This window comes from Dialister pneumosintes, from assembly GCF_001717505.1.
GTDB classification, from domain to species: domain Bacteria; phylum Bacillota; class Negativicutes; order Veillonellales; family Dialisteraceae; genus Allisonella; species Allisonella pneumosinta.
Genome location: NZ_CP017037.1, coordinates 1,077,613 through 1,103,055, shown reverse-complemented (window position 1 = coordinate 1,103,055; position 25,443 = coordinate 1,077,613). Strand labels below are relative to the sequence as shown.

Genomic DNA, 25,443 nt, shown 5'->3' with positions numbered 1-25,443 from the left:
ATTGTTATTCTATGAATATACTTAAAACGTAGATAGGAGATTCGTATGATTCGTGTACTTTTTGTTTGTCATGGCAATATTTGTCGTTCGCCTATGGCGGAATTTATTATGAAAGATATAGTTAAAAAGGCGGGCTTGGATGAGAAGATAGAAATTTCTTCTGTAGCGGCTACTCGGGATGAAATAGGAAATGATATGTATCCTCCTGCCAAGAGAAAATTGGAAGAAATGGGAATTCCTTATACAAGACGTGTTGCTCGTTTATTTACCGGTGCAGATTATGAAAAATATGATGTAATTATCGGAATGGATGAAGAAAATAGAGAAGATTTATTGCATCTGACACAAGGAGATCCCAAGAAGAAATTAAAGCAGTTAATGGATTTTACCGATACGCCGAAGGAAGTGGCAGACCCTTGGTATACGGGTAATTTTAATGAAACTTATGAAGATATTCTAAGAGGGACTACCGGATTGTTACAGGCATTAAGAAAGCAAATGTAATAAATACGGGTTAAGAAAATGATAGGTAATAGAAAGAAGGATATACATGGCTAAGACATTGGTTATTTATTATTCTCGAAGAGGACAGAATTACGTAGAGGGAGAAATTAAAGAATTAGCCAAAGGGAATACAGAATTTGTAGTGGAGTATATAAGAGAAGCTGTGGATGCGGATGTGTTTGAAATACAAACGGTAAAAGCTTATGCAATAGATTATAAACAATGTGGAAAAGAAGCATATGCTGAATATAAAGAGAATGCCAGACCTCTATTAAAACAATATATAGATTCTGTAGCTGCTTATGACTGTATTGTAGTAGCCGGACCTTCTTGGTGTGGCACTTATCCGATGGCAGTCTTGACGCAATTAGAGCGATTAGATTTTACAGGAAAGAAAGTATTTCCGGTCATTACACATGAAGGATCCGGATTGTGCAATGCACCCAAAACATTAGAAAAGTGTTGTAAGGGAGCGACTTTGTGTGATGGATTGGCTATTCGTGGAATCTATGCAAAATCTTCTAAAGAAGAAATTATGAATTGGGCAATTAACCATTTATTAGAAGTATAAATAGGACAGCAATAAAAAAGGGAACACATTGTGTATTCCCTTTTTTATTGTTACGTTTCTTATAATAAAATCATCGTTCCCGATAAAAGAAGTAATCCGTAAGTGCTGCGTGTAAATAGTTTTTGATTAATAACATGGTGTATTTTATTACCTATATATACGGCTAAAAGCATGGGAACAATGGCGATAAGCATCAAGTGAAGTGCTTCTGCATTGAATAGTCCTCTTTCAAAATCCTTTACTATGAGTATCAAATTTAAGAAAGACCAGACTGCTGCCACATTGGCACGAAATGTATACTTGTTTTTAAAAGTAGCTGCCAAGTAAACGACGAGGAGTGCACCGCCGGATGCAAACATACCGTGAATAATACCTGCGCCAATAAGAATACAGGCGGAGATCCAGTTGGGCATAGGTTGGTCGGCAGGTTTTGTTAATATGTTTTTTAAGGCAGCCGCTACGATAATAGCACCATAAATCGGTGCAATAATATGAGCATCTACCATCGTGTAGAGCTTCACACCGATTGCCATTCCTAATAGCATGAAGCTGATAATAAACAAAATAATTTTTTTATCAAGATAATTTCTGTTTTTCCAAGCGAGTACAAGAGATACACCCCATACCAGTGCATTGACTACTGCAATCGCAGTATCCGGACCGAATAATAATATAGATGGGGGAATAGAGAGCATTACACCGGCAAATCCGGTGAGTGCTTGTACGATATTGGAAATGAAAATAGCTATGGCAAATAATAGGTATTTAATAGACATAGAAAGTGTCATAAGTCCTGACATAGTTCCTCCTATATATGTTTTAAGATACATAATTCTTTTATATTTAAATGCATTTTAATAAAATTTACATCTATAACCAAAATAGATTCATAAGCTGCATTATGCAATTAAATTATATCTAATAATATAGATATTTGCAACACTACTCATACTTTTTATAAATTATTTGAATAAGCATAAAAGAGGAGAACTCCTTTGAGTTCTCCTCTTTTTATTATTTATAGAATTTTTGCATATTCGCCCATTGTACCAGTTTACCCTTTGAAATATCAGCAGGAAGCCTGGCACCGGTTACAATTTTTCCTTTTGAGCAATGCTCGAGTAGTTTGGCACTGTCTCCAATATCACTGCTTCCCGAAGTGCAGAATGGAATGATAAATTTATTTTCCATATTGTAACTTTCTAAAAAGGTTTCGATAATGCGAGGGGCTGCATACCACCAGATAGGAAATCCGATAAAAATATTTTGATAGTTATCCATATTGGGTACTCGGGTTGCAATCTCCGGTCTTGCCGTTGTATCGTTACATTCTACAGAGCTGCGACTATTCAAATTATGCCAATCTAAATCTTCTTTTGTATATAATTTTTTAGGGACAATTTCAAATAAATCCGCTTGTGCAACTAAGGCTAATGTTTCAGCTATCTTCTTAGTAGTACCTGTAGCAGAGAAATAAGCAACCAGTGTATTGGATGTTGTCATGATAATCTCTCCTTATATGGTTTTATAGATGGGTGTTCTTATTTTTCGTATAAGTAACCGGATTTACATGCAAACTCTTCCACTTCAATTTTAGCGATACCGAGTCTTTCGACCATGGCATCTGTAAAGGTAAAAGATTTTCCTGCCTGTACCATCATAATGTTATTAATGATTCTCTTTTTTTCTTCTATGTCGGTAATAAGGGAAGCGGTTCCGCTACCGATAATACTTGCATAAGCATTACTGTAGTTGCAAGCTACTTCGCCACCGTCTACCAGTTCGAAGCCGGTATCAATTTCAAATCCGACGTTTGGATGCTTTTGCATAAGTTCCCATTTTAAACCTTGTGTAGCACCATGTGTATAAAAGGTAATATGGCCATTTTCATATGTATATCCATAGTTGGTGGGGACTACGTAGATTCGATTGGTATCTTGTAATCCGATATGAATAATTTTACATCTATCCAACACTTGTTTAATAATTGCAGGATCTTCAATAAAGCGACGAGTAGAAAATGGAGTAGCCATAATAAAATTCCTTCTTTCTTCTATAGATTATATTAGTCACTAATAATGACTTCCGGTCTTTCTTTATTTAAAATGAATCGTTGGTGTGTTCCTCCGACTTCTTGTGCAGCTAATGTTTCCAGTTTTTCTAATGCTTCTTCTAATGCGGGAATTCTTGTTTTGTCGATACATTCAATACACAGGACCGCATGGGTTGTATTTTCCGTTAGCATAGTACGGACGGATTCACGCCAGTTCCAACAGCGGCAAATAGCACCGCTATTGTCTTTGTAAATGACTTCTCCTTGTTTGGGCGGTTCGCTTTTATTGCTACCCAGTGTAATGAACGGTTCTGTACCATCGGCTATGGTAAGACGTATATCTCCGTCAAAGGTATCAATATCTTCACCTCCAACAGGAAGTGCATATGACAAAGAAATAGCGTTATAAATATCTACAAAGGGATTAATGGTCCCTATATGATTACCGTTGGCTACACGTTTCATGAGAGCATCAATGGAGGCACGAACGCCTTTTTTCTTTTTGAAACGAGTGAGAGCATCTCTCCAGATGGCAATAACCGGGTTGTCACCAAACTCTTCTTCAGTGAGGAATGTTTGTGATTTAATTTCAGCTTCTTGTAAGAGTGGAAGATATTTATTAGGAGCTTTTATACGATTATCGGCTCCTTTAAAGACGATAATTCCGATATGTACATCAGGAAATAAGCGGAATATCGGTTCTTCAATGATAAATTTTTTCATTATACGCGCTCCTATAGCATTACTTTATATAGTTTACTATTTAATTTAAGTGTAACACTAAGTCTTTTCTACTTCAATAAATAACCGTAATAAAAAGAAAAATCAATTATAACTTGACGAAAGCAAGTGTTAGGGGGTAATATAGTAGCAAATCAAAAGGCGTTGAAAGAGACGGTTTACATTGGATTTCATTACTAGAGAGCTCGGATAGGTGAAAGCGAGCATGAAAAGATGTAAATAGATCACTCTTGAGCTTTGGGGAAGAAAAGCCCCAACGGGACATCGTTAACTGTTCCAAGTGGCCATAAGGTCATGAGGGTGGTACCACGGGATATAATCTCGCCCCTTACGGGGGCGGGATTTTTATTTTTAGGAGGCATATTATGGATTACAGCAAGACTTTGCATTTGCCGGAAACAGAATTTCCCATGCGAGGCAATCTTCCACAGAAAGAACCCGGATTTGTGGAAATGTGGCAGCATATGAATTTACATCAAAAACGTTTAGATAAGAGAAGAAAAGAAGGAGCACCGTCTTTTGTACTTCATGACGGACCTCCTTATGCTAATGGTAAAATTCATATTGGGCATGCATTAAATAAAACCTTGAAAGATATTATCGTTCGTTATAAATATATGACCGGATATGCACCGCATTATGTGCCGGGATGGGATACACATGGGCTTCCTATTGAATATGCCGTTTTGAAAGAATCCGGTGAAGATAGAGCGAAAATGACTCCCTTAGAACTTAGACAAAAATGTCTTGCTTATGCGAAAAAATGGGTAGAGGTGCAGAAAAAAGATTTTATTCGTATGGGCGTTCTTGGTACTTGGGAACATCCTTATGTGACTTTTGATCCGCATTTAGAAGCCAAACAGATTGAAATTTTCGGAGAAATGGCAGAAAAAGGATATATTTATAAAGGTAAGAAGGCGGTATATTGGTGTCCTCATTGCGAAACGGCTTTAGCAGAAGCGGAAATTGAATATAAAGATAGAAAATCTCCTTCTATTTATGTAAAATTTCCTGCATTGGATATAGGCGATTTGGCACCACAAGGTGTATCCAAAGACAAATTATTTGCTGTGATTTGGACAACTACGCCTTGGACTATTCCTGCCAATCAACATATCAGTGTGAATCCGAAGTTTATCTATGTATGGGTACACAACATAGATGCAGATGAGTATTATTTGATGAACAAAGAATTGGCGCCTAAAGCTCTTGCCGATTGTAAGATTGAAAATTATGAATTTGTAGGGGCGGATATGCTTGGGCAAGATTGGGATATGAAGACCTTTACACATCCTTTATATCCGGAACGTGTCGTACATATTTTAGAAGGTAATCATGTTACTTTAGATGCCGGTACCGGTTGTGTTCATACCGCACCGGGACATGGTATCGAAGACTTTGAAGTACATAAGAAGTATGAAAATGAAGGGCGTATTCATCAAGATATTATTTGTCCTGTGGATAATAAAGGTCGCATGATGGAAGAAGTCGGATTGGGCTTAGTGGGGAAAACCGTTTGGGAAGCGGAAGGACCTATTATTTCTTTATTAGCTCATGCAGGTCGCTTACTTGGTAAGAAATCTATTCATCACTCTTATCCGCATTGTTGGCGTTGTAAGAATCCGGTTATTTATCGTGCAACGGAACAGTGGTTTGCATCCATTAATGATTTCCGGCAACAAGCATTAAAGGCGGTGGATGAAACGACATTCTATCCGTCTTGGGGACATGACCGTTTATATAATATGATTCGTGATCGTCAAGATTGGTGTATTTCTCGTCAGCGTTCTTGGGGTGTTCCGATTCCGGCATTCTTCTGTGAAGATACAGGAGAATATGTGATTACTAAGGAAACTACGGAATCTGTAAGAAAGATTATTGAAAAAGAAGGTAGTGGTGCATGGTGGAAGTATACAGCGGAAGAGCTTTTACCGGAAGGATTCGCTAAGGGACGTAAGTTTAGAAAAGAAATGGATATCATGGATGTATGGTTTGATTCCGGTTCTTCTTGGAATGGTGTTCTTAATCAACCGAAACCGGAATGGGAAGGGGCAAGCTACCCTTGCGATTTATACTTGGAAGGTTCCGATCAACATCGTGGATGGTTCCATAGTTCTCTTTTAACCTCTGTAGCGGTTAATGGTCATGCACCATATAAGGCGGTATTAACGCATGGATTTACTGTTGATGGCGAAGGCCGTAAGATGAGTAAGTCTGTAGGAAATGTCGTTGCACCACAAGATATTATCGATAAGTATGGTGCCGATGTTATGCGACTTTGGATTTCTTCCGTAGAATATCAGAATGATGTTCGTCTTTCTCCACAAATTATTAAGAGTATGAGCGATGTATATCGTAAGATTAGAAATACATTCCGCTATCTCTTGGGGAATTTAAATGATTTTGATCCTGTAAACGATGTAGTACCTTATGAAGAAATGGACGAACTCGATCGTTGGGCACTTCTTCGTTTGGAACAGATTAAGGAAGAAGTTACTCATGCTTGTGAACAATATCAGTTCCATGTAATGTATCATGCCGTTCATAATTTCTGTACGGTAGATTTATCAGCTATCTATTTAGATATTTTAAAAGACCGCCTTTACACAGAAAATGCTGACTCGGTACTTCGTCGTAGTGCACAAACTGCCATGTACGAAATTTTAAATACATTAGTTCGCATCATGGCTCCGTTTATTTGTTTTACGGCAGAAGAAGTATGGCAAGCTATGCCGCAAGTAGAAGGTAAAGAAGAGAGTGTTCATTTGGCAGATTGGCCGACCATGAAACCGGAACATGTAGATTCTTCTTTAGCGGCTAAATGGGAAAAGAGATTGCAGTTCCGTACCGATGTGATGAAAGCATTAGAAAATGCTCGTGCAACCAAGTTAATCGGGCATCCGTTGGATGCAGATTTGACTATCTATGCAGAGGGGGATGCTTATGAAACGTTGGCAGATATGGGAGATTTCTTAGCAGATTTCTTTATCGTATCTACTGCGACTTTGGTAGGAGATGTTTCTAAAGCACCGGATAATGCATTTATCAATGAAGACGGCGTACGTGTAGTGGTTACTCCAAGTACTCGAGAAAAATGTGAACGTTGTTGGAAACATGTTCCGTCCGTAGGTAGTGATGCGGAACATCCTCATGTATGTGCACGTTGTGCTCGTGTATTACATAAAAAATAAACTTACTTTTACAAAATAGGCATAAAAATAAACCGTGTTATCTATAGATAGCACGGTTTATTTTTATAATCAGTCGTTTTGGGGAATACCCTTTTTAATATATTGTTTTCCCTTAAACTCTATAATACCTGCCGGTTCTTCCTCCAGTAAAGTAAGCATCAGTTGTTGAGCGATAGTTAAATGTTTTTTATAAGAACGTCCTTCTTTAATGAGAGTTCGGATTTCTTTTTCTTTCTTTTCCGATACTTGTTTGCAAACTTTATTAATACAAAGTACTTGTATAGCGGCTTGGAACATATGGCGAAGCTCTTCTGTATATTCCAACTCATTTTTCTTTAAGATGGATACTGATAAGCGTAATACTTCCAGTGTAGCCAAATAATACCATAAAACATGATTGGCACTGTGTTTAACAGGTCTATTAGTTATAGGAAGTGTGGCAGAAGAAAAAAGAGCTGTGTAAGCAAAATCATTTTCATCAAACAATGTATGGGGAAGCATATCGTAGCAACGAAGCCAACTTCGAATTCCCTGCCAGTTATAATACTCTTTGTAGATAGCAAGTTGTTTATCTTGTTTAGCTAGCGTAAAAGCATGTAGCCATGCATCGAGTTCATGTACCATACGTTGCGGTTTATCCGTAAGTCCGATACGTTGTTCGTTATAATGATTGTTATTGTATAAAACTTGGTCAGTAGCAATTAACTTTTTAGCACGAAGAACCAGTTCGGTATTAATATGCAAGTCTTCATAATGTGATTCTTCAGAAAAACGAAGATTTTCCCATAACGATGCATGATATATTTTTCTCCAAACTTGAGGGTCCAATCCTAACAACAAACGATGACGAATCGTTTCTGATGATAAGTTTTTATCTTTAATATGCCATCCCAATAATCCGCCAAGTCCACTTGCTTTTTCGTCAAATACATTGCAAATGGCAAGATCCGCTTTTTCTTTTTCCATGGCACTGACCATAAGACGAATCATGTCTCCATACATATGATCATCGACATCAAAGAAACAAATATAGTCGCCTTTGGCATGGTCAAGTCCTACATTTCTGGCAGCGGCTACCCCCTGATGTGGAATATGGAACACTTGAATACGTGCATCAGAGGAAGCTATTTCGTCACAAAGTTCTCCACTCTTATCCGGGGAACCGTCATCAATCAGTAATAATTCAATATGCGGATAGGTTTGATTTAAAATACTTCGAACTGCTTCTTGTACATAATTTTCACCATGGTATATGGGGATAATAACTGATACCAACGGTAGAGAGCCTTGTGTCATCATAAGAAAATCCTTTACTTAAATAAGGGGTTGAGCCCTTGTTATTTATAAGCCTTTTCTGTATGTATTATATCGTAACTTACAGAATTGTATAAGGTTTTTTATTTTGTGATTCTCAACATTTATGATAAACTAATAATAGCAATAAGAAGAATACATTGCATTAAAATAGCTTTTTATTAATAGTTACATAGCATATAGGAGGGTATTATGAAAAAAATATTATTGATAGCAGCGGTAGCTGCTGCAGTATCCGGTACTACCTTTGCAGCAAATGTAGGAGTTGGTTTGGGAACTAAAGAATCTTTTGTAGAAGCTTCCGTTCTTCCAAAAACAACCGTTGGTTATGCACGTGTTTATAGAGATCAGTATGGACATCAGAATGATTTATATGCAAAATATGATGTAATGGGAGAAAATCTTCAAGTTCTCGGCGGTTGGCGTAATCATATGAAAGGACAGAATAATTCCTTCTATGGCGGTGCTCGTGTAGCAACAGACCACTTCTTAGGTTTTCAGCCCTATGTAAGTTACGTAGCAGGTTCTTCTTTCGGAGAAACGAATGTAGGTGTAAACTATGATATCGGATTTGGAATAGAACTCAATGTTAATTACCATAAATACAATCCAAAACATGGTAAAGATGAATCCGGAGTCGGTGTTGGAGCATCTTATCAGTTTTAATTACAAATAGAAAAGCATCCCTATGGATGCTTTTTTTATTTGCCAAAATTATTTTATAAAACTCATAATTAAAATAACAATAAGTTTATTTTTATTAACAAAAGAGATATAATTGAATAATAATAAGTAAATCACGCATAAATAATACAAATAAAAAAACTCCCGAAGGAGCTTTTCCCACACACTGTGGTGTCACTTGCGTGACGGTTTGAATAAATTTTTATTTGAACTCGTAATGTAATTCTCTAAATGATGGTTAAACATCTAGATGTTTATAGTGTACAGAAAATAAAGGAGTATGTCAAATGGATACGGCTAAGACGAACAAACAACCTTATTACATCGGTTTGGATATGGGAACCTCTTCTGTTGGTTGGGCGGTAACGGATGCCTCTTATAATGTTGTCAAAAAACATGGAAAGGCCTTATGGGGCGTTCGTCTTTTTGAGGAAGCACAGACGGCAGCAGATAGACGTCTTCATAGAACTGCACGTCGCAGAATACAGCGTCGTAAGCAGCGACTGGCTCTTTTACAAGAATTATTTGCAAAAGAAATTTGCAAAGTAGATCCCGGATTTTTTATAAGACTCCATGAAAGTCGATTATGGCAAGAAGATAAAAGTATAGACCAGCCGAATACTCTTTTTAATGATGAAGATTTTGATGATAAAGCATATCACAAGGCTTATCCTACAATTTATCATTTGCGTTATGCATTGATGACGGAAAATAAATCTTTTGACGTGCGTCTAGTGTATTTAGCTATTCATCATATTATTAAGCATCGTGGACACTTCCTGCTTGAAAATTATGATTTATCTAATCAAGAAACTTCCGGTTTTGATGAATCTTATATAGCTTTAACTAATGCGATTAAGGAATTATTACAAAAAGAAATTCCGGTCGGTCATGTAGAAAAAATTCAAATTATACTTAAAGATAAGAGTCTATCAAAGAGAGAAAAAACAGAGAAAATATTACAAGTTTGGGATGTAATAAAAGATAAACAACTTAAAGAAGTAGTTCAGTTAATATGTGGTGGAACCGCTAATTTAAGTACGTTATTTATGGATGAATCTTTGAAAGAAGCATTAAAAGTATTCGAAATTAAAGATAGTAAAATTAGTTTTAGTACTGCCGTTTATGAAGAAAAAGAATCGGACTTGCAAAGTGTACTGGAACAACGATTTGATTTAGTTTATGCAGCTAAAATGCTTTATGATTGGTCTTTGTTAGCCGAGCTCATGGGAGATAGAAAAACATTATCAGAAGCCAAGATTGCAATATATGAAACCCATAAAAAAGATTTAGAAGTATTAAAAAGGCTTACACGACAAGATAAATCTTTATATAGAAAGCTGTTTAGAGGAACTGATAAGGATAGTTACAGTGCTTATGTTGGTAGCTGTATGATTCATGGTGAAAAACTGGTTATTGAAAAACGTGGAAGTACGGAAGAATTTTATAAGTTTTTGAAAAAAGAAATAAGTAAACTTCCGGATTGTGAAGATAAAATATATGTATTATCAAAAATAGAAGCAGAAAATTTCTTACCGAAAGCAGTTTCCACTATTAACGGCATCATTCCGTATCAATTGCAGGAGCAGGAATTAGATATCATCTTAAAAAAAGCAGAACAGTATTTACCTTTCCTTATGGAAAAAGATGCTTATGGAACAATTAGTGAAAAAATCAAGCAATTACTTACTTTTAGAATTCCGTTCTATGTAGGACCTTTAAATAGACATTCCGATAAGAGTTGGGCAGTGCATACGGATAAGGAAGGTCGTATTTTACCGTGGAATTTTAACGAACGTATTAATGAAGAAAAAAGTGCAGAAAAATTTATTACTCGTATGACTAATAAATGTACCTATTTGCTTGGGAAAGATGTATTACCTAAGAACTCTTTGTTATATACGGAATATATGTTATTTAATGAATTAAATAATGTAAAAATTGGTAAAGCGGGTACGTATTTAACAGAAGAACAAAAAGAAAAATTATGGAAGGAACTGTTTCTTACAACGAAAAAAGTAACTCTTAGTAAATTCTCAAAGTTCTTAATTAAAGAGGGCATTGATAAAGAAGAAGCAGTAGAAATTAAAGGTTTAGATGGTGGGTTTAAGTCTTCGTTAGCACCTTGGATTGATTTAAAAAATATATTAGGAGAAGATTTTACCAGAGACAAAGCGGAAGAAATCATTAAAGCCATCACTCTTTTCAGCATGGATAAAAAGATACTTAAAAAGTATTTAATGCGTATAGTATCCGAACCTGTCGCCAAACAATTATCCAAACTTCGTTATACAGGATGGGGACGATTCTCTAAAGAATTTTTAACTGAAATTACACCTAGAGTAACCGATGATGTACAAGTGTTGGTAGATACATCTACCGGCGAAATTATGAACATTATTACTGCTTTAAAGAAGACTTCTTTAAATTTAATGGAAATTTTAAGTTCGACATATGGCTATAGCGCAGCGATTAGTGAAGCAAATAAAGAGTTAGTTGGAAATACTGTATTAAGTTATGAAACTGTAAAAGAATTGACCGTATCTCCTGCAGTAAAAAGGCCGATTTGGCAAACTTTAAAAATCATCAAAGAAATTACCCATATTATGGGAGCTGAGCCGGCTCGTATATTTATAGAAATGGCGAGAGATAAACAACCGGATAAAGGAAGGACGGACTCTAGAAAGAAGCAACTGATTGAACTATATAAGAAGTGTAAAGAGGATGTTCGTTCATGGAGCAATCGTGAGAGTAAAGACTGGGTTGAAGAAATTGAATCTAAGTCCGATTCACAACTTAGGAGCAATAAACTGTTTTTGTACTATACACAAATGGGTAAATGTATGTACACCGGAAAACCGATTGATTTAGGAGCGTTACTAAAAGGGCAGTTGTATGATAGAGACCATATTTATCCACAATCACAGACGAAAGATGACAGCTTGGATAATTTGGTTATTGTAGACAATAGGGAAAATAGAGATAAGAGTAATACCTATCCTTTAAGTAAAAATATTCGAGAAAGACAAATCGGCTTTTGGAAACTGTTACGTGATAAAGGATTTATCAGTAAAGAAAAGTACTTCCGATTAACTCGAAATACTCCTTTTAGTGATGCGGAAAAAGCAGAATTTATTGCACGTCAATTAGTGGAAACAAGACAAAGTACCAAAGCCGTAGCTGAAATATTAAAGAGAGTACTGCCGAAGAGTATTATCGTATACGTGAAAGCAGGGCTTACTTCCCGTTTCCGTCAGTATGGGGAATTTATTAAAGTAAGAGATTTGAACGATTATCATCATGCGAAAGATGCTTACTTGAATATAGTGACAGGGAATGTACACTACACCAAATTTACATCGAATCCGATACGTTTTGTAAAAGATTGTCAGATATATAGCTTAAATGAACATGCTCTTTATAAATATACGGTAGAAAGAAATGGAGTTGTAGCATGGGCACCCAATGAAGAAGGGATGATGCCAAGTGTTACGAGATGGATGAATAAAAATAATATCTTGGTAACGCGTATGTCCTATGTAGGACAAGGGGAATTGTTTGATCAATTGCCACTCAAAAAAGGGAAAGGACAAGTTTCCTTAAAGAAAGAAGGGGCTATATCAGACATCTCTAAATATGGAGGCTATAATAGTGCATCGACTGCTTACTTTATGTACGTAGAAGGAGAAGATAACAAAGGGAAGCCTGTGTATGTAATCGAAACGATGCCTCTTCACCTGGCAGCAAGACTGACTACGTTAGAAGAAAAACAAAAATATTGCGAAGAACTCTGGATGTCAACCGGTGGAAAACTCAAAAATCCTAAAGTACTTATTGAACAAATTCCAATACAATCTTTATTTAGTGTAGATGGATTTAGAGTGACTATAGCAGGAAAGACAGGAAAGCAATATGGTTGTAGATTAGCAGAAGAATTGGTTCTTAATAATGGGTATGCAATGACTTTAAAAGCGGTATTAAAATTTGTTAATCGCAGAAAGATGAATAAAGAGGCATTGATTACTTCTTATGACCATTTGGAAGAATCGCAATTACTTGCTTTATATGATGTATTCTTGGATAAATTAGAACATAGTTGTTTTAGCAAGCGGTTTTCTACACAAAGAGATGTATTAAAAAATGGTAGAGAATCTTATATAGCACTATCGTTAGAAGATAAATGTCAAATACTAAGTGAAATTTTACATTTATTCCAATGCAATGCTACATTATCTAATCTGAGTTTGCTTGGAAGTTCAAAACAATCTGGAAGATTATATATGAGTAAAAATTTATCGGACAAAGATTCTTGGTACATTATTCATCAGTCGGTAACAGGGTTCTATGAACAGCATATTCCGTTAGCCCCCTATAAGAAATCATGAGTTGGAGAACGGTGGTTGTAACACGGCGTGCCAAGGTGAGTTACAGTTTAGGATATATGGTGATTCGTGGAGAAGAAACTCATCGTATCTTTATGGATGAGATTCAAACGGTTTTGTTAGAGTCGACGGCTATATCCTTGACGACCTCTTGGTTGAATCAGTGTATGCAACGAAAAATTAAAATTATTTTTTGTGATGAAAAACGAAATCCTCGAGGAGAACTGATTTCTTATGCAGGAAGTTGTGATGCGAGTCGTTGTCTTCGAAAGCAAATTGCATGGAGTCCGGCACGGAAAGAACAGGTATGGCAGCGGATTGTAAGTGAGAAAATACGAAAGCAGGCAGAAGTACTTTTTCTTTATATAGAGAGATATAGAATCTGAAATTCTTAAAGGATATAGTCGGCAAGTAGAACTGGGAGATGCGACTAATCGAGAAGGACATGCCGCCAAAGTGTATTTTAGTGCTTTATGGGGGATGACTTTTTCACGTCGTGAAGAGTCGGTAGAAAATGGGGCTATGAATTATGGGTATGCCATCATTTTATCGGCTTGTAATCGAGAAATTGTAAGTTCCGGCTATTCTACACAGTTGGGGATTTTTCATGATAATACATACAATCCTTTTAATTTAGGCTGTGATTTGATGGAGCCTTTTCGTCCCTTGGTGGACTATAAAGTGTTGTCTATGAAACCTAAGCAAATAGGGAAAGAAGAAAAGTCTCAACTGGTTAATGTACTCAATGAAAAAGTAAGAATTGTAAATAGAAAAACGACGGTATCACAAGCCATCGGTATTTACTGTCGTAGTGTATTAACGGCATTAGAAGAAGGAAAACCGGAAAACATTCGGTGTTATGAGATGATGCATGAGGAATAGGTTTATGCGTGTGTTGGTATTATTTGATTTACCTGTAGAAACGTTGGCAGATAGGCGAGCGTATACGCAGTTTAGGAAATTTTTAATTCGAAACGGATTTATTATGATGCAAGAATCCGTATACAGTAAAATCGTACAAAATGTGCCTGCTGCACAAGCAGTCATGGGACATGTACGGATAGAAGCTCCTAAACACGGTCTTATTCAAATGATGATGATTACAGAAAAACAATATGCCAATATGGAATTAGTAACGGGTCATGTTCAAGAAGAAGTGGTAGATTCGGATGAACGGTTGGTGATTGTATGAAATTAGTACATCCGGAATGGGAGAAACAAATCGTATTTGATTTTAAGAGTGTTCCCATTGTATCGATAGAAAATCCTACTTACTACTATCAGGTAGTAGAGGAATTGTATCAACAAACGGAAGGCAAAGAAGGTTCTTTTGTATTATCTGATGATGGAGAAATTTTAGATTTTCGAAAACATGTACAACTTCTCTTAAGTCCTTGGACTATGGATTTTTCAACGGCAGTTGTGACTAAAAGACTGTGTAATCGTTTGAAAGAAGAAGCGAATAATGAACAACATTATATGAAAACAAAAGCGGTTATGCAGCATGTACTCAGTTATTTACAAGAGCTGGAACAAGAACTTCCCATACCACTTACCTATGACTGGAATCCGGATGTAGCTAATTTATTTAAAGCCGTACATGTACAAGTCGATACATCCGATTTAAATGTAATGGAAAAGATGATTGAATATATGAAACTTTGGACAGAGTTATTCGGGAAAACTTGTTTTATATTTAATCAATTCCGTATCTATTTACCCAAATCGATGCGAAAAGAGTTTTATACTTGTGCGATGGAAGAAGAAATTCCATTTTTGTTACTGGAGGGGGCATGTCATGATACAATAGAACAAGAAAGTTGTTTAATCATTGATGAAGATCTTTGTCAGATTTTCTAACAAGGAATTACGACATCCGGTGGGGTGTATCCACTTGTAGAGAATCTCGATTTGCGACTACTAGCGAATTGAGGTTTGAGAGTGATGTAATTCACGAATATGGTTAAACTTTGCCAGACAACCATATTGCTTTTTCATTAGTTTGAGAGTGATGTAATTCACGAATATGGTTAAACGATAGTCAACGCTCTTTATAAACGTGCTCTGTTTGAGAGTGATGTAATTCACGAATATGGTTAAACATTAAAAAAGGAAAAGAAATTTCGGACAAAGTTTGAGAGTGATGTAATTCACGAATATGGTTAAACTTTACTTTTGTTGCTCCACTCGTCTGGTCGGTTTGAGAGTGATGTAATTCACGAATATGGTTAAACATTAAAAAAGGAAAAGAAATTGCGGACAAAGTTTGAGAGTGATGTAATTCACGAATATGGTTAAACGCCAGTGGTAGCTCCTGTAATAGTTGCATTGTTTGAGAGTGATGTAATTCACGAATATGGTTAAACACGTACTCGCAAAAGCACGTCAGCGGCTAGGTTTGAGAGTGATGTAATTCACGAATATGGTTAAACTAATTTTTTGTGTTAGTTTAATATTTGATAGTTTGAGAGTGATGTAATTCACGAATATGGTTAAACTGATTTACTTTTAGGCGGTAGCCCTTGCCAGTTTGAGAGTGATGTAATTCACGAATATGGTTAAACTTTGGGAACTATAAAAGTATAAATTCCCTCGTTTGAGAGTGATGTAATTCACGAATATGGTTAAACGGGTTCCAATAACAGCAGTGTCTGATATTGGTTTGAGAGTGATGTAATTCACGAATATGGTTAAACGTGCTAAGGTATTGTTACGTGGTAAACGTCGTTTGAGAGTGATGTAATTCACGAATATGGTTAAACCTCTCAGACAGGTGCTACATGAAGATGCGAGTTTGAGAGTGATGTAATTCACGAATATGGTTAAACACACGGGACAGTAACAGGCATATCAATATAGTTTGAGAGTGATGTAATTCACGAATATGGTTAAACATGTGATTGTCGATGCTTGATGCCTCGTCAGTTTGAGAGTGATGTAATTCACGAATATGGTTAAACCTGAATCAACACCTATTGAGATGTATCCGGGTTTGAGAGTGATGTAATTCACGAATATGGTTAAACATTATAAGAAACGTTTAGCCTCTTAGCTATGTTTGAGAGTGATGTAATTCACGAATATGGTTAAACTAGAACCAACGAACAAGCCTTTAACTAATAGTTTGAGAGTGATGTAATTCACGAATATGGTTAAACGGAAGTTCTCGATAGCGTTCAGGCTGTAGCGTTTGAGAGTGATGTAATTCACGAATATGGTTAAACACACGCTATCGCAACTTTTTGGTTGTGGCAATAGCACAGGGGATTTAACGGACGGATTTATGATTGACGTTGATACCTTAAAAGATTCAGAGGAATTTGAAGTGTTGCTAGGATATATTAACACGCTTGAGAATAAACAATTGAAAGGGGATGAAGGAAGTGTCAAATAAGGTAACGTTTTATAAGAACAAGTCAACAGATTCCATTTATTGGGTGGATTTGCCAGAAAAGGTTGGAGTTAGAGAGTTTTCGTTCGATAAAATAAAAATTTTTAACCTGTTTGCTGACTATCCGCATAATTTAACGGCAGAGCAAAAAGAAATTTTTGATAAAGAGAATCCCTACTGGAAAAAGTTTTTTGCAGAACGAACGGCATAAAAGATTAAAGCGTTTTAAACAAGTAAACATGAATTTAAGCACTTAACAAGGTTTGCGAGTGATGTAATTGTCATGTGTAGAATGTTAAGGTAAAAAGTGGAAATAAATATTCAGTAAAGAATTTTATTTTATATACCCATAGAGGTAAACAAGTTTGAGAGTGATGTAATTTATAAAAATGGTTAAATATTTAATGGTTATTTATATTAAGAGCGGCTCTTTTGATAGGGAGCTGTTTTTTTATTGTACATTTATTATGCATATAAAAAATGGCTGCAGCGTATTTTTTGCAGTAAGGGAACAAAAGTTCAATTTACTTCGCATTTATTTGTTATTTTTAAATGAAAATAGCTGAAAAATGGAAGGAATTTCGACCATATCGAGCCTGTGAATAATTCGAATATTTGTTCATCGATTTTTTGTTTGGTGGCATTTTTTCTAATTAAAGTGGGAGTTATTCAACTTATTCACAGTGTTATTCACATTCATGGAGAGGCATGTGTATTTTCAATACGTATATATATTGAAAATACGATATTATCAGGATTATTCGAAGGTTGTACACTGGAGATGTACACAGGATGCTGTGAATAGTTGTGGATAACTTTATAAAAAACTTGAGGGAAAGAAGGACATATTGTGATTATCTTCGATAATTATTGAAAATTTTATGATAGTGAAAAAATGAATAACTTATGAACAGTTTGTGAAATACTTATATTTCATAAACCTATTGCGATTATTTTTTTACAGTCTTTTTAAAATAATCGGCTTTATATGGGGGATTTTACTTTTTGTGGGTATAAATATTATAAAAATGTCCATGTGGAATGCACATAAAAAATAAGAACCCTGCCCGGTTGATGAATGTGCTACAATACTAGTAGATTTATAATATTAAATATAAAATAAAATAGGGAATAGTAGTTGTTATAACTACGGTGAGGAGTAAGCATGGAATTTCATTCCTTTGATATAAAGGATAAAGACTACATTAATTCTTTTTTTGGGGAACATCATTATGAACAATGTGATTGTTCATTTAATACTTTGTTTTTATGGCAGCATGCATATAATACTGTTTGGGCTGTAGAGGATAATATTCTTTTCATCAGAGCCGGTCGAGGTGATATGGCATATTTTATGCCGCCGTTTGAGGGAGAAGGTGCTTCTTTTAAACATGGTCTTGAAGTGATAAAGCAGCATTTGGAATCGCAAGGTAAGCCATTCCGTCTGATGGGTGCATCTCCTTGGGTGGTAGAACAAATTAAGAATGTTTGTAAGCACACGTATACTTTTGAAGAGTTTAGAGATGATTTTGAATATATTTATAAGACGGAAGATTTAATTCGTCTTTCGGGTAAAAAATTTAGAATGAAAAAGAACCATTTAAATAGTTTTTTACGTGAATATCCGGATTATGTATATGAACCGATTACTCTTGAAAATATGGCAGAAGTGAAAGAAGCTTGTGCAGCTTGGTTTAAGCGACATGGTGATATTGAGGATGAAATGGTATCTATACAGCGTTGTTTTGACTATTGGGAAGAGTTAGGTGTCAAAGGTGCTGTTATTCGTATCTATGGACGAATAGAAGCCTTTTCCATTGGAGATAAGCTTAATGATAGAGTAGCTCATATTCATTTTGAAAAAGCAAATCCGGAAATTAGAGGATTATATCAAGTTATTAACAGAGATTTCATTATGCATGAATTTGCAGATACCTTATTTGTAAATCGAGAGGAAGATTTAGGTATTCCCGGACTTCGACAAGCAAAGATGGAATATCATCCGGATCATTTTGCAGAAAAATATAATGTAATGTTAGCAAGTAATGAATAAGCAGTTTGATGTTTGAGGGATTGTATATGCAATTTAGGAGAGCGAAAGAATCTGACAGTAAAGATATTAAGTCTTTATGGGCATATTGTTTTGAAAAGCCGGATGAAGCATTTTTTCAATGGTTTTTCTCAAAAATTTATGAACATGACAATGTCGTTGTTGCTGAAGAACAGGGAAATATTGCAGCTGCTGTGCATTTAAGACCTTATGAAATTTGTTTACGTGGAAATTCTCTATTGGTGGATTATGCAGTAGGGCTTGCTACACATCCAGCTGCACGTGGAAATGGTATTGGGAAAAAATTATTAAAAAATGCCTTTCGATTTTCTCGTTCTAATGGAAATTCCACTATGATTCTTATGCCTTCCGACGCATCTTTTTATCAACCGTTAGGATGTTCTTTCTATGTACACCAATGGAAGAGAGAAACGTCACCGGAGTGGTTGGGAAAGGTCGGATCAAAACCAAGTTGGGTGAAGACCCTTTCATCTCCTGACGAATGGGAGTTATTGGATGGCATATATCGTACTTTTATAAAGGGAAGAAATGGATTTTCAATTCGTGAGGAAAGTTCTTGGCGAAGATTAATTGAAGGACAATTAGAAGAAGGATATATTGCAGTGGTCGGAGATGAAACCGGAGCTGCCGGATATCTTTTCTATGGTGTAAATGATACACATCTTTTGGCAGGGGAAATGGCATATTCTTCGAATAAGGGACGAGAGGAACTTTACTTTTTCATGGCAGGTCATCGTGGATCTATTGCACGTTGCAGTTGGTTTGAACCTTTAGATGATCGTTCTTTTTATTATTGGCCTAATGGTGCAGAGCATATCTATATAGAAAACAAAACATTCCCATTTATGATGTGTCGTATTATAGACCCCGTTGCTGCTATGGACGGTATGCCTTGTGATAAAGACTTGGATGGTGAGTTTTCATTTCAATTGGTAGATTCCGTATTATCAGAAAATAATGGAATTTATATGCTCAATGCAGAAAATGGATATATTCATGCGTTACAAGATGATGTATTCTACAATTTACGAATTCATGTTGAAGATATGGCAGGTGTTGATTTAGATCATCATATACCGGAACCGGCTTTTTGTATGAATATTCCGGCATTAAATGAATTGGTTTTTGGTGCTTCGGATTTTAAAGAGCTTTTGCATCGAGATATGATTACTTGGCTTACGACCGATGAAAGTAAGAGAGAAAAAGTGACTCGGTTCATGATGAAAGTTTGGAATAAGCAAGCTAACTGGATTAATGAATGGTATTGAATAGTATAGTAACGTATTATAAAAGAGGAACACTATATAGTGTTCCTCTTTTTGTTATTGTTGTGTAACGATTAATTGTCCGTCAGGAGCATAGGAAGCCAGATAAGTTCTATGACCTAATTGCATAAGGAATGACATGACTTCTTTATCTCTTTTTCGTGTAATCGTATAATGCGGACTGGATTCTTTGAAAGACTCACTCCATATTTTTATACCGTTCTTTCGGATGATAATAGACATGGTCTGTCCATCAGTTTGTACTTCAAAAGAAAGCAGTGCTCCCGTTTCATCATTGAAGTACATGGTTGAAGAAGAGGTAGATGAAGTATGAGAGCCGTCTTTAAAGATTTCACTGGAACTATAACTGGTATAAGAAAGAATATGTGCCGTATTTTCCGGAACATTGGCTAATCCCCATATAGGGCTAAAAAACAATAAAGTGATTGAAAGGATAAAAGTTCGTAATGACATATGGCCTCCTTTACTTATTATCAATTTTCGGCGGAGACTGCATCTCTTCCATAGAAGGATTGGCTTCACAATTCATTTCATACTCCCAAATCTTTGTAGGGATTAAAGTTCCATCTTTGGCAATCGTGTAGCGTGAGGATTTTATAGGATGAGAGCCTGTATGTAATGGCTTGGTAAATCCTCGTCCAATAACATCCGTTGTGTTCATAATAAATAGGAATGCCGCCGGATCAATTTCATGAATAATGAGATGCAGTTTGGAAATTTGTAATAAATCAACAATTGCAAATATAATATGTTTTTTATCGCCACTGAATCCACCTTGTCCTTCAAGGAGTGTAGCACCATGACCTATTTCTCGTAAAATAGCATCTGTAATTTCTAGAGGTTTATCTGACACAATGAAAGCAGCTTTACGTTGTGCAAATCCGATAACTACACGGTTGGACATGGTAGCTGTTAAGTACATACCGATGAGTGTACATACCGCAGGCTCTAATGAGAATATGATAGCACTTACTCCCACGATGAGGAAATTTAGTGCAAACACAACATATCCGATGTCTAAATTATAATATTTTTTGAGGATAGCGCCAATCACATCCAAACCACCGCTATTGCTGTCGAAACGGTAAAGGATGCCATTACCTATACCGATAATAACGCCACCGGCAATAGCAGAAACGAGTGGGTTTTTAATTAAAATCGGAGCGGCAAGCCCGCTTGTTAAATCAATAAATACAGAGAGTGCAATAGTACTGATAATAGTAAGAATGGTATAAAATTTACCCATATAGCGAAGGGAAAGCCCCAATAAAGGGATATTTAATACTAAGTTGGTTATACCGATGGGAATTCCCGTTAAATAAAAGCTAATCATTGCAATTCCGGCCAGACCGCCGGCCAAAAATTGATGGGGAACGAAAAATAAATTTAACCCTACCGCATATAGGAAATTACCGATAAGAGTTATTAGCAATGTAATTAAACAATGGCGGATATATAATGGTTTAGATCCTGTTTGGTTTTTCATAAATACCTCATTTATATGTATTCGTTTATTAGTTTTAATTATTGTGTTTTTATTCGTAATATTCTACCATGAGTGGACGAAGTAAACAAGAAATGACTATGCATATTTTGCTATAAAAATGAGTTTCTGATACACTATATTCGCTAAGAAATTTGTATTATAAAGAGGGAGGATTTTATGATTACTGATGAACAGTTTATAAAAGAAGCTGAAAAAGTGATGGAAACCCACCCTGCTTATAGAAATGTAAGTTTTCCTTATTTTGGGAAAACTTATTGGATTAAAAGACGTTTATCAAACGGACGTAAACAGTTTGCTAAAAAATCGGTCAATCAACAGTTTTATGCTGAGATTGCAAGATCTTCCATTGCTTATGTACAAACAAAACTTTCACCTAAAATAGTTTATCTTTGTGCAGAATATATGATTACGGAAGGTGCCGGTTGTTCTGTCGGAGACTGGATAGAGTCTGATATTGAGGATGAAAAACGGTTACAAATTCTTTTTGATGCAGGAACGGCTTTGGGTAAATTGCATCATGCAGGTATTACGCATGGGAGACCTTCTTTACGTGATTTTTTATATGACGGGGAAAAGATTACTTTAATTGATTGGGAAAATACTCCTTTTTTTGAGAATTTGGATAATAGAAAAGCAGTGGATTATTTATTGATGTTACTTAGCTTATATCGAGAGCCTTATGATTATCCATCTTTTATTAAAGCTTTAGAAGATGGGTATTTATCCATAGTAGGGGTGGAAACTAAAGAACAGGCAAAACTTCTTTTAAAGAAATACAGTATGTTAGGAGTTATAGCTAAATCATTAGATTTTCTTCATATGAAGGATGTAGAAGCTTTCTCGAAATTATACCGATATTTAATAGAATAAAAAAACTGATGATTTTATTTCATCAGTTTTTATTTTTATGGAAGAGTGGTTTTAATCATTTCCAAGTAATTTTCATATTCTTCTAAAGATTCAAAATCTTTCATAGGGAAGCATTCACTGCTCCACCGAATAACTAGCCATACACATCCGGCAAATACAAGGATTTGCACAATGCGGTAAATAATTGAAATTTGAGAGCCTCGTTGGTTTTTCCATCGAGGATTTAAATGGTAAGCACTCGACCAAATCCAGCGGTGGTATATAATAAGGTATAATATAAAACTTAAAAATAAAAGGATACTTCCGACAAAACCGACTTTAGGGTATATAATAACAGAGAGCCAAGTAGTAGGCATATTAGTGGCGATATATAGTTCATGCGGTGTCATAACTAACCCGGTTAATAGCGTGTGTAGGAAGTAAATCATAGGAATGGCTGAAAAGTAAGCAACTAATCCTAATGTAATATAACTCATCATTTTCTTACCAAGAACGGCTTTGGAAATGATATTCATAACAAAGAAAAGTAATAAAAATATTCCCATACCGGTTAAAAAATAGGGACTTAGATGATTAAAGTCAGTAGGCGTTGTGTTGTTTATTGCATGTGTAAGGCAGTAAGGGAAGATTGTCATCCACAATGCAAATGGGAAATATCCAATACGCCAGAAGGGATGCAATATACTCTTGCCGGTCATTAATTGTGTTAAAAATAACAGAAAAAAGGATTCTACTATACAGCGTAAAAAACGATGCCATGAAGATAAGCCGGATATATGTATTTGCCTATAATACATAAAAATTAAAGTTAACAAAGTAATGGCGCTAAAAGTAAAGACGATAATTTCTTTTTTTGATATACCTTTCCACCAAAGACTGATTTTTTGTTTTTCTTTATACAAAAAATTCATATAGCACCTCCTTTGTAATTTGTTTTCAGTATAAAAGCCATAAAGGAGATTAGCAAGATAAAAATCATTATATAGAATCCGGTTTTGCCGATTTGTATGTATATATCAGGAGTTCATATGAGGAAGATCATTATTCATTCATTATTATATACGATAGCATTTGTTTTATTCCTTATGGGAATTCTTTCACAGGGCGTAGAATTTACCACATTAGATAGCTATTTAAAACCTCGACTTATTACGGCAGTTGCAGTTATTTTTATTACTGTATGGGGGATGCTTTCTATATTTAAAGAAGAATTTATAAGAAAGTTATTACCATATGCGGGAGTATTACCTGTATTATGGGCAGGGATTTTTACTTGGGCATATGGGTTTGTCGGATTGCCTGAAAAAAGACATTTAGGCGACTACTATATGTATGCTTCTTTACTATTTACGCTCCCTTATCTTTCTGTTACATGGGCCTCTCATTTACGCAAAGGACAATGGGTATGGAATTTTTTACAAGGATTGGCAGCATTTATTATCGCTGTTTGTCCCTTCGTTTATGTAGGATACTATATTGCCATGGGGGGCGAGATGGATATTTTTGCTTTAATAGCTATTATGGCAACTAATATCGAAGAAGTACAAGCATTTTTTGAAACGGTAGTTTCTCCAACCCGAACTATAGGTGTTATAGTTCTTACTTTATTCTTATTTTTCTTAACGATGAAAGGCTCTTTTTCTCTTATGAATACAGGGAAATATTGTGTAGATAAAACAAGGAGTCATTCACGTTCCGGAAAAATAGCTCTTATTTTTGTTACTATTTTATTTTTAGGTGGATTCATTCGCATGGCAATGCATGTGTTTCCTTTAAATATTTATCGCGCTATGCATAAACGTGATGGTGCGTACGCTCTTCTTGAACAAATGAATGGGAGTCTTGATAAAAACGCGGAGAATATTATTTTACAAAAGGGACAACAAGCACCTGACGGCACTTATATAGTGATTGTCGGCGAGAGTGCGAATCGAGATCACATGAAAGCTTTTACTCCTCATTATGCAGAAAATACTACTCCTTGGTTTTCTGAGATGGTGGGGACTGAGGATGTTGCACTTGGCTATAAAGCTTATTCTAATTTTCCCACAACTATTATGTCCTTAAGTTATGCGTTGACCAGTGCTAACCAATATGGGGATACTTCTCTAAAAAATGCAATAAGTCTTATGGATGCTTTAAGAGCAGCGGGATATGAGACTGATTGGATATCTTTTCAATCTAGAAGTTCGTTGGCAAGTGCAGCAGTCACTATGATTGCTGAACGTAGTGATAGAACATATTGGGAGCAAGATCCGGATGAAAAAATGTTGGATGTTATCCAAAAATTACCACCGGCAAAGAAAAGAGTTATATTTGTTCATATGAATGGTAGTCATTATAGTTATACATCTCGTGTACCTGAACATCGCTGGAATGATTTTGGTATTTCAACACAGGATCCGGATCATGACTATGATGTTACTTTAGCTTATAATGATTGGATTTTTAAAAATGTTTTTGAGTACGCTAGAGAACATATGCATTTACAAGCTATGATATATTTTTCGGACCATGGAGAAAATATGGTTCATTATCATGGTACATCTCCCTTCTTCTTTGATATGGTGCATATTCCATTTTTTGTTTATTTATCACCGGAGTATAGAGCTCTTTACCCTGAATTAATGGTACAGCTTAAAAAGCATGCACAAATCGTTTTTACGAATGATTTAATTTTTGATACCGTAGCAGGACTTTTTCAGGCAAAAACTAATTTTTATAATCCGGAGTATGATTTTTCATCACCACAATACTCTCTTACCAAAGAACAAGCATTAACTTTCCATGGTAAAGAGAAAATAAGTGATGATTTGGGTTTCCATATTAATGGCTAAATGAAATTATCTTAAAATTAAGATATAAAGTATATAGAAAT

At 35.6% G+C, this 25,443-nt stretch carries 22 protein-coding genes and 1 CRISPR repeat array; of the genes, 14 read left to right on the top strand and 8 right to left on the bottom strand.

The annotated features are described in order from the left end of the window. Nucleotides 1-45 precede the first annotated feature (45 nt). Together BCB69_RS05420 and BCB69_RS05415 are read left to right on the top strand one after the other, a co-directional pair. Nucleotides 46-504: a low molecular weight protein-tyrosine-phosphatase gene (locus tag BCB69_RS05420; protein WP_069177236.1), complete on the top strand. Its 459-nt coding sequence runs from the start codon at nucleotides 46-48 to the stop codon at nucleotides 502-504. Nucleotides 505-550: 46 nt separating this feature from the next. Continuing rightward, nucleotides 551-1,075 (top strand): flavodoxin, encoded by a 525-nt coding sequence (locus BCB69_RS05415; RefSeq protein ID WP_069177235.1) that lies wholly within the window; start codon nucleotides 551-553, stop codon nucleotides 1,073-1,075. 59 nt (nucleotides 1,076-1,134) lie between these two features. Here the strand turns inward: BCB69_RS05415 and BCB69_RS05410 are convergent, their stop codons facing one another. From BCB69_RS05410 to BCB69_RS05395, 4 genes are all read right to left on the bottom strand, one after another. Continuing rightward, nucleotides 1,135-1,875, bottom strand: coding sequence for a sulfite exporter TauE/SafE family protein (locus BCB69_RS05410; RefSeq protein ID WP_236887183.1), 741 nt, complete (start codon nucleotides 1,873-1,875; stop codon nucleotides 1,135-1,137). A 214-nt stretch (nucleotides 1,876-2,089) separates the two neighbouring features. Further along, nucleotides 2,090-2,578, bottom strand: coding sequence for a flavodoxin (locus BCB69_RS05405; protein ID WP_022513137.1), 489 nt, complete (start codon nucleotides 2,576-2,578; stop codon nucleotides 2,090-2,092). A gap of 38 nt (nucleotides 2,579-2,616) precedes the next feature. Next, the gene (locus BCB69_RS05400; protein WP_022513138.1) at nucleotides 2,617-3,108 is read right to left on the bottom strand and encodes a pyridoxamine 5'-phosphate oxidase family protein; all 492 of its coding nucleotides are present in this window, start codon (nucleotides 3,106-3,108) and stop codon (nucleotides 2,617-2,619) included. Between the two features lie 32 nt (nucleotides 3,109-3,140). Then, nucleotides 3,141-3,851, bottom strand: coding sequence for a B3/B4 domain-containing protein (locus BCB69_RS05395; protein WP_069177234.1), 711 nt, complete (start codon nucleotides 3,849-3,851; stop codon nucleotides 3,141-3,143). Nucleotides 3,852-4,234: 383 nt separating this feature from the next. Between BCB69_RS05395 and ileS the strand changes: the two genes are divergently transcribed. After that, nucleotides 4,235-7,060: an isoleucine--tRNA ligase gene (gene ileS, locus BCB69_RS05390; RefSeq protein ID WP_069177233.1), complete on the top strand. Its 2,826-nt coding sequence runs from the start codon at nucleotides 4,235-4,237 to the stop codon at nucleotides 7,058-7,060. A 69-nt stretch (nucleotides 7,061-7,129) separates the two neighbouring features. Here the strand turns inward: ileS and BCB69_RS05385 are convergent, their stop codons facing one another. Next, nucleotides 7,130-8,359, bottom strand: a complete 1,230-nt coding sequence (locus BCB69_RS05385; protein ID WP_083990025.1) for a glycosyltransferase family 2 protein — start codon at nucleotides 8,357-8,359, stop codon at nucleotides 7,130-7,132. A 207-nt stretch (nucleotides 8,360-8,566) separates the two neighbouring features. Here BCB69_RS05385 and BCB69_RS05380 point away from each other — a divergent pair, with 207 nt between their 5' ends. The 9 genes from BCB69_RS05380 (at nucleotide 8,567) to BCB69_RS05340 (ending at nucleotide 20,170) form a co-directional block, all read left to right on the top strand. Next, nucleotides 8,567-9,040: a hypothetical protein gene (locus BCB69_RS05380; RefSeq protein WP_022513281.1), complete on the top strand. Its 474-nt coding sequence runs from the start codon at nucleotides 8,567-8,569 to the stop codon at nucleotides 9,038-9,040. Nucleotides 9,041-9,345: 305 nt separating this feature from the next. Then, nucleotides 9,346-13,443, top strand: coding sequence for a type II CRISPR RNA-guided endonuclease Cas9 (gene cas9, locus BCB69_RS05375; RefSeq protein ID WP_069177230.1), 4,098 nt, complete (start codon nucleotides 9,346-9,348; stop codon nucleotides 13,441-13,443). After that, nucleotides 13,440-13,826 (top strand): CRISPR-associated endonuclease Cas1, encoded by a 387-nt coding sequence (locus BCB69_RS06540; RefSeq protein ID WP_069177229.1) that lies wholly within the window; start codon nucleotides 13,440-13,442, stop codon nucleotides 13,824-13,826. Before cas9 ends, BCB69_RS06540 begins: the two co-directional genes overlap by 4 nt. Continuing rightward, nucleotides 13,816-14,322, top strand: a complete 507-nt coding sequence (cas1, locus tag BCB69_RS06535) for a type II CRISPR-associated endonuclease Cas1 (protein WP_216821569.1) — start codon at nucleotides 13,816-13,818, stop codon at nucleotides 14,320-14,322. The genes BCB69_RS06540 and cas1 overlap by 11 nt, the downstream gene beginning before the upstream one ends. A 4-nt stretch (nucleotides 14,323-14,326) precedes the next feature. Beyond that, nucleotides 14,327-14,632 (top strand): CRISPR-associated endonuclease Cas2, encoded by a 306-nt coding sequence (gene cas2 / locus BCB69_RS05360; protein WP_069177227.1) that lies wholly within the window; start codon nucleotides 14,327-14,329, stop codon nucleotides 14,630-14,632. After that, nucleotides 14,629-15,300, top strand: coding sequence for a type II-A CRISPR-associated protein Csn2 (csn2, locus tag BCB69_RS05355; protein ID WP_069177226.1), 672 nt, complete (start codon nucleotides 14,629-14,631; stop codon nucleotides 15,298-15,300). The genes cas2 and csn2 overlap by 4 nt, the downstream gene beginning before the upstream one ends. A 73-nt stretch (nucleotides 15,301-15,373) precedes the next feature. Next, nucleotides 15,374-16,664: a CRISPR direct-repeat array (repeat unit 36 nt; unit sequence GTTTGAGAGTGATGTAATTCACGAATATGGTTAAAC). A 159-nt stretch (nucleotides 16,665-16,823) separates the two neighbouring features. After that, a complete protein-coding gene (locus BCB69_RS05350) occupies nucleotides 16,824-17,042 on the top strand; it encodes a DUF7675 family protein (RefSeq protein WP_022514055.1) in 219 nt (72 codons plus the stop codon). Nucleotides 17,043-17,996: 954 nt separating this feature from the next. Then, on the top strand, nucleotides 17,997-18,884 hold the full coding sequence (locus tag BCB69_RS05345) for a DUF2156 domain-containing protein (protein ID WP_022514056.1): 888 nt from the start codon (nucleotides 17,997-17,999) through the stop codon (nucleotides 18,882-18,884). Between the two features lie 26 nt (nucleotides 18,885-18,910). Next, on the top strand, nucleotides 18,911-20,170 hold the full coding sequence (locus BCB69_RS05340; protein ID WP_069177224.1) for a GNAT family N-acetyltransferase: 1,260 nt from the start codon (nucleotides 18,911-18,913) through the stop codon (nucleotides 20,168-20,170). Nucleotides 20,171-20,224: 54 nt separating this feature from the next. Here BCB69_RS05340 and BCB69_RS05335 read toward each other — a convergent pair whose 3' ends face one another. Both BCB69_RS05335 and BCB69_RS05330 read right to left on the bottom strand, forming a co-directional pair. Then, nucleotides 20,225-20,641, bottom strand: a complete 417-nt coding sequence (locus BCB69_RS05335; protein ID WP_069177223.1) for a hypothetical protein — start codon at nucleotides 20,639-20,641, stop codon at nucleotides 20,225-20,227. A gap of 10 nt (nucleotides 20,642-20,651) precedes the next feature. Beyond that, the gene (locus tag BCB69_RS05330; protein ID WP_083990024.1) at nucleotides 20,652-21,674 is read right to left on the bottom strand and encodes a YitT family protein; all 1,023 of its coding nucleotides are present in this window, start codon (nucleotides 21,672-21,674) and stop codon (nucleotides 20,652-20,654) included. Nucleotides 21,675-21,851: 177 nt separating this feature from the next. On the opposite strand from BCB69_RS05330, the gene BCB69_RS05325 reads away from it, so the two are divergent. Continuing rightward, a complete protein-coding gene (locus tag BCB69_RS05325; RefSeq protein ID WP_069177222.1) occupies nucleotides 21,852-22,565 on the top strand; it encodes a BUD32 family EKC/KEOPS complex subunit in 714 nt (237 codons plus the stop codon). 35 nt (nucleotides 22,566-22,600) lie between these two features. Here the strand turns inward: BCB69_RS05325 and BCB69_RS05320 are convergent, their stop codons facing one another. After that, nucleotides 22,601-23,476: a hypothetical protein gene (locus tag BCB69_RS05320; RefSeq protein ID WP_069177221.1), complete on the bottom strand. Its 876-nt coding sequence runs from the start codon at nucleotides 23,474-23,476 to the stop codon at nucleotides 22,601-22,603. Nucleotides 23,477-23,593: 117 nt separating this feature from the next. On the opposite strand from BCB69_RS05320, the gene BCB69_RS05315 reads away from it, so the two are divergent. Beyond that, nucleotides 23,594-25,402 (top strand): phosphoethanolamine transferase, encoded by a 1,809-nt coding sequence (locus BCB69_RS05315; protein ID WP_069177220.1) that lies wholly within the window; start codon nucleotides 23,594-23,596, stop codon nucleotides 25,400-25,402. Nucleotides 25,403-25,443: the final 41 nt, after the last annotated feature.

What these genes read in the sequence shown, in the direction of transcription:
- BCB69_RS05415 (WP_069177235.1), top strand. Translation starts at nt 551, where the DNA reads ATGGCTAAGACATTGGTTATTTATTATTCTCGAAGAGGACAGAATTAC.
- BCB69_RS05395 (WP_069177234.1), bottom strand. Translation starts at nt 3,851, where the DNA reads ATGAAAAAATTTATCATTGAAGAACCGATATTCCGCTTATTTCCTGAT.
- BCB69_RS05320 (WP_069177221.1), bottom strand. Translation starts at nt 23,476, where the DNA reads ATGAATTTTTTGTATAAAGAAAAACAAAAAATCAGTCTTTGGTGGAAA.
- BCB69_RS05385 (WP_083990025.1), bottom strand. Translation starts at nt 8,359, where the DNA reads ATGATGACACAAGGCTCTCTACCGTTGGTATCAGTTATTATCCCCATA.
- BCB69_RS05380 (WP_022513281.1), top strand. Translation starts at nt 8,567, where the DNA reads ATGAAAAAAATATTATTGATAGCAGCGGTAGCTGCTGCAGTATCCGGT.
- ileS (WP_069177233.1), top strand. Translation starts at nt 4,235, where the DNA reads ATGGATTACAGCAAGACTTTGCATTTGCCGGAAACAGAATTTCCCATG.
- BCB69_RS06540 (WP_069177229.1), top strand. Translation starts at nt 13,440, where the DNA reads ATGAGTTGGAGAACGGTGGTTGTAACACGGCGTGCCAAGGTGAGTTAC.
- BCB69_RS05340 (WP_069177224.1), top strand. Translation starts at nt 18,911, where the DNA reads ATGCAATTTAGGAGAGCGAAAGAATCTGACAGTAAAGATATTAAGTCT.
- BCB69_RS05315 (WP_069177220.1), top strand. Translation starts at nt 23,594, where the DNA reads ATGAGGAAGATCATTATTCATTCATTATTATATACGATAGCATTTGTT.
- BCB69_RS05420 (WP_069177236.1), top strand. Translation starts at nt 46, where the DNA reads ATGATTCGTGTACTTTTTGTTTGTCATGGCAATATTTGTCGTTCGCCT.
- BCB69_RS05345 (WP_022514056.1), top strand. Translation starts at nt 17,997, where the DNA reads ATGGAATTTCATTCCTTTGATATAAAGGATAAAGACTACATTAATTCT.
- BCB69_RS05325 (WP_069177222.1), top strand. Translation starts at nt 21,852, where the DNA reads ATGATTACTGATGAACAGTTTATAAAAGAAGCTGAAAAAGTGATGGAA.
- BCB69_RS05335 (WP_069177223.1), bottom strand. Translation starts at nt 20,641, where the DNA reads ATGTCATTACGAACTTTTATCCTTTCAATCACTTTATTGTTTTTTAGC.
- BCB69_RS05410 (WP_236887183.1), bottom strand. Translation starts at nt 1,875, where the DNA reads ATGTCAGGACTTATGACACTTTCTATGTCTATTAAATACCTATTATTT.
- BCB69_RS05400 (WP_022513138.1), bottom strand. Translation starts at nt 3,108, where the DNA reads ATGGCTACTCCATTTTCTACTCGTCGCTTTATTGAAGATCCTGCAATT.
- cas9 (WP_069177230.1), top strand. Translation starts at nt 9,346, where the DNA reads ATGGATACGGCTAAGACGAACAAACAACCTTATTACATCGGTTTGGAT.
- BCB69_RS05330 (WP_083990024.1), bottom strand. Translation starts at nt 21,674, where the DNA reads ATGAAAAACCAAACAGGATCTAAACCATTATATATCCGCCATTGTTTA.
- BCB69_RS05405 (WP_022513137.1), bottom strand. Translation starts at nt 2,578, where the DNA reads ATGACAACATCCAATACACTGGTTGCTTATTTCTCTGCTACAGGTACT.
- csn2 (WP_069177226.1), top strand. Translation starts at nt 14,629, where the DNA reads ATGAAATTAGTACATCCGGAATGGGAGAAACAAATCGTATTTGATTTT.
- cas2 (WP_069177227.1), top strand. Translation starts at nt 14,327, where the DNA reads ATGCGTGTGTTGGTATTATTTGATTTACCTGTAGAAACGTTGGCAGAT.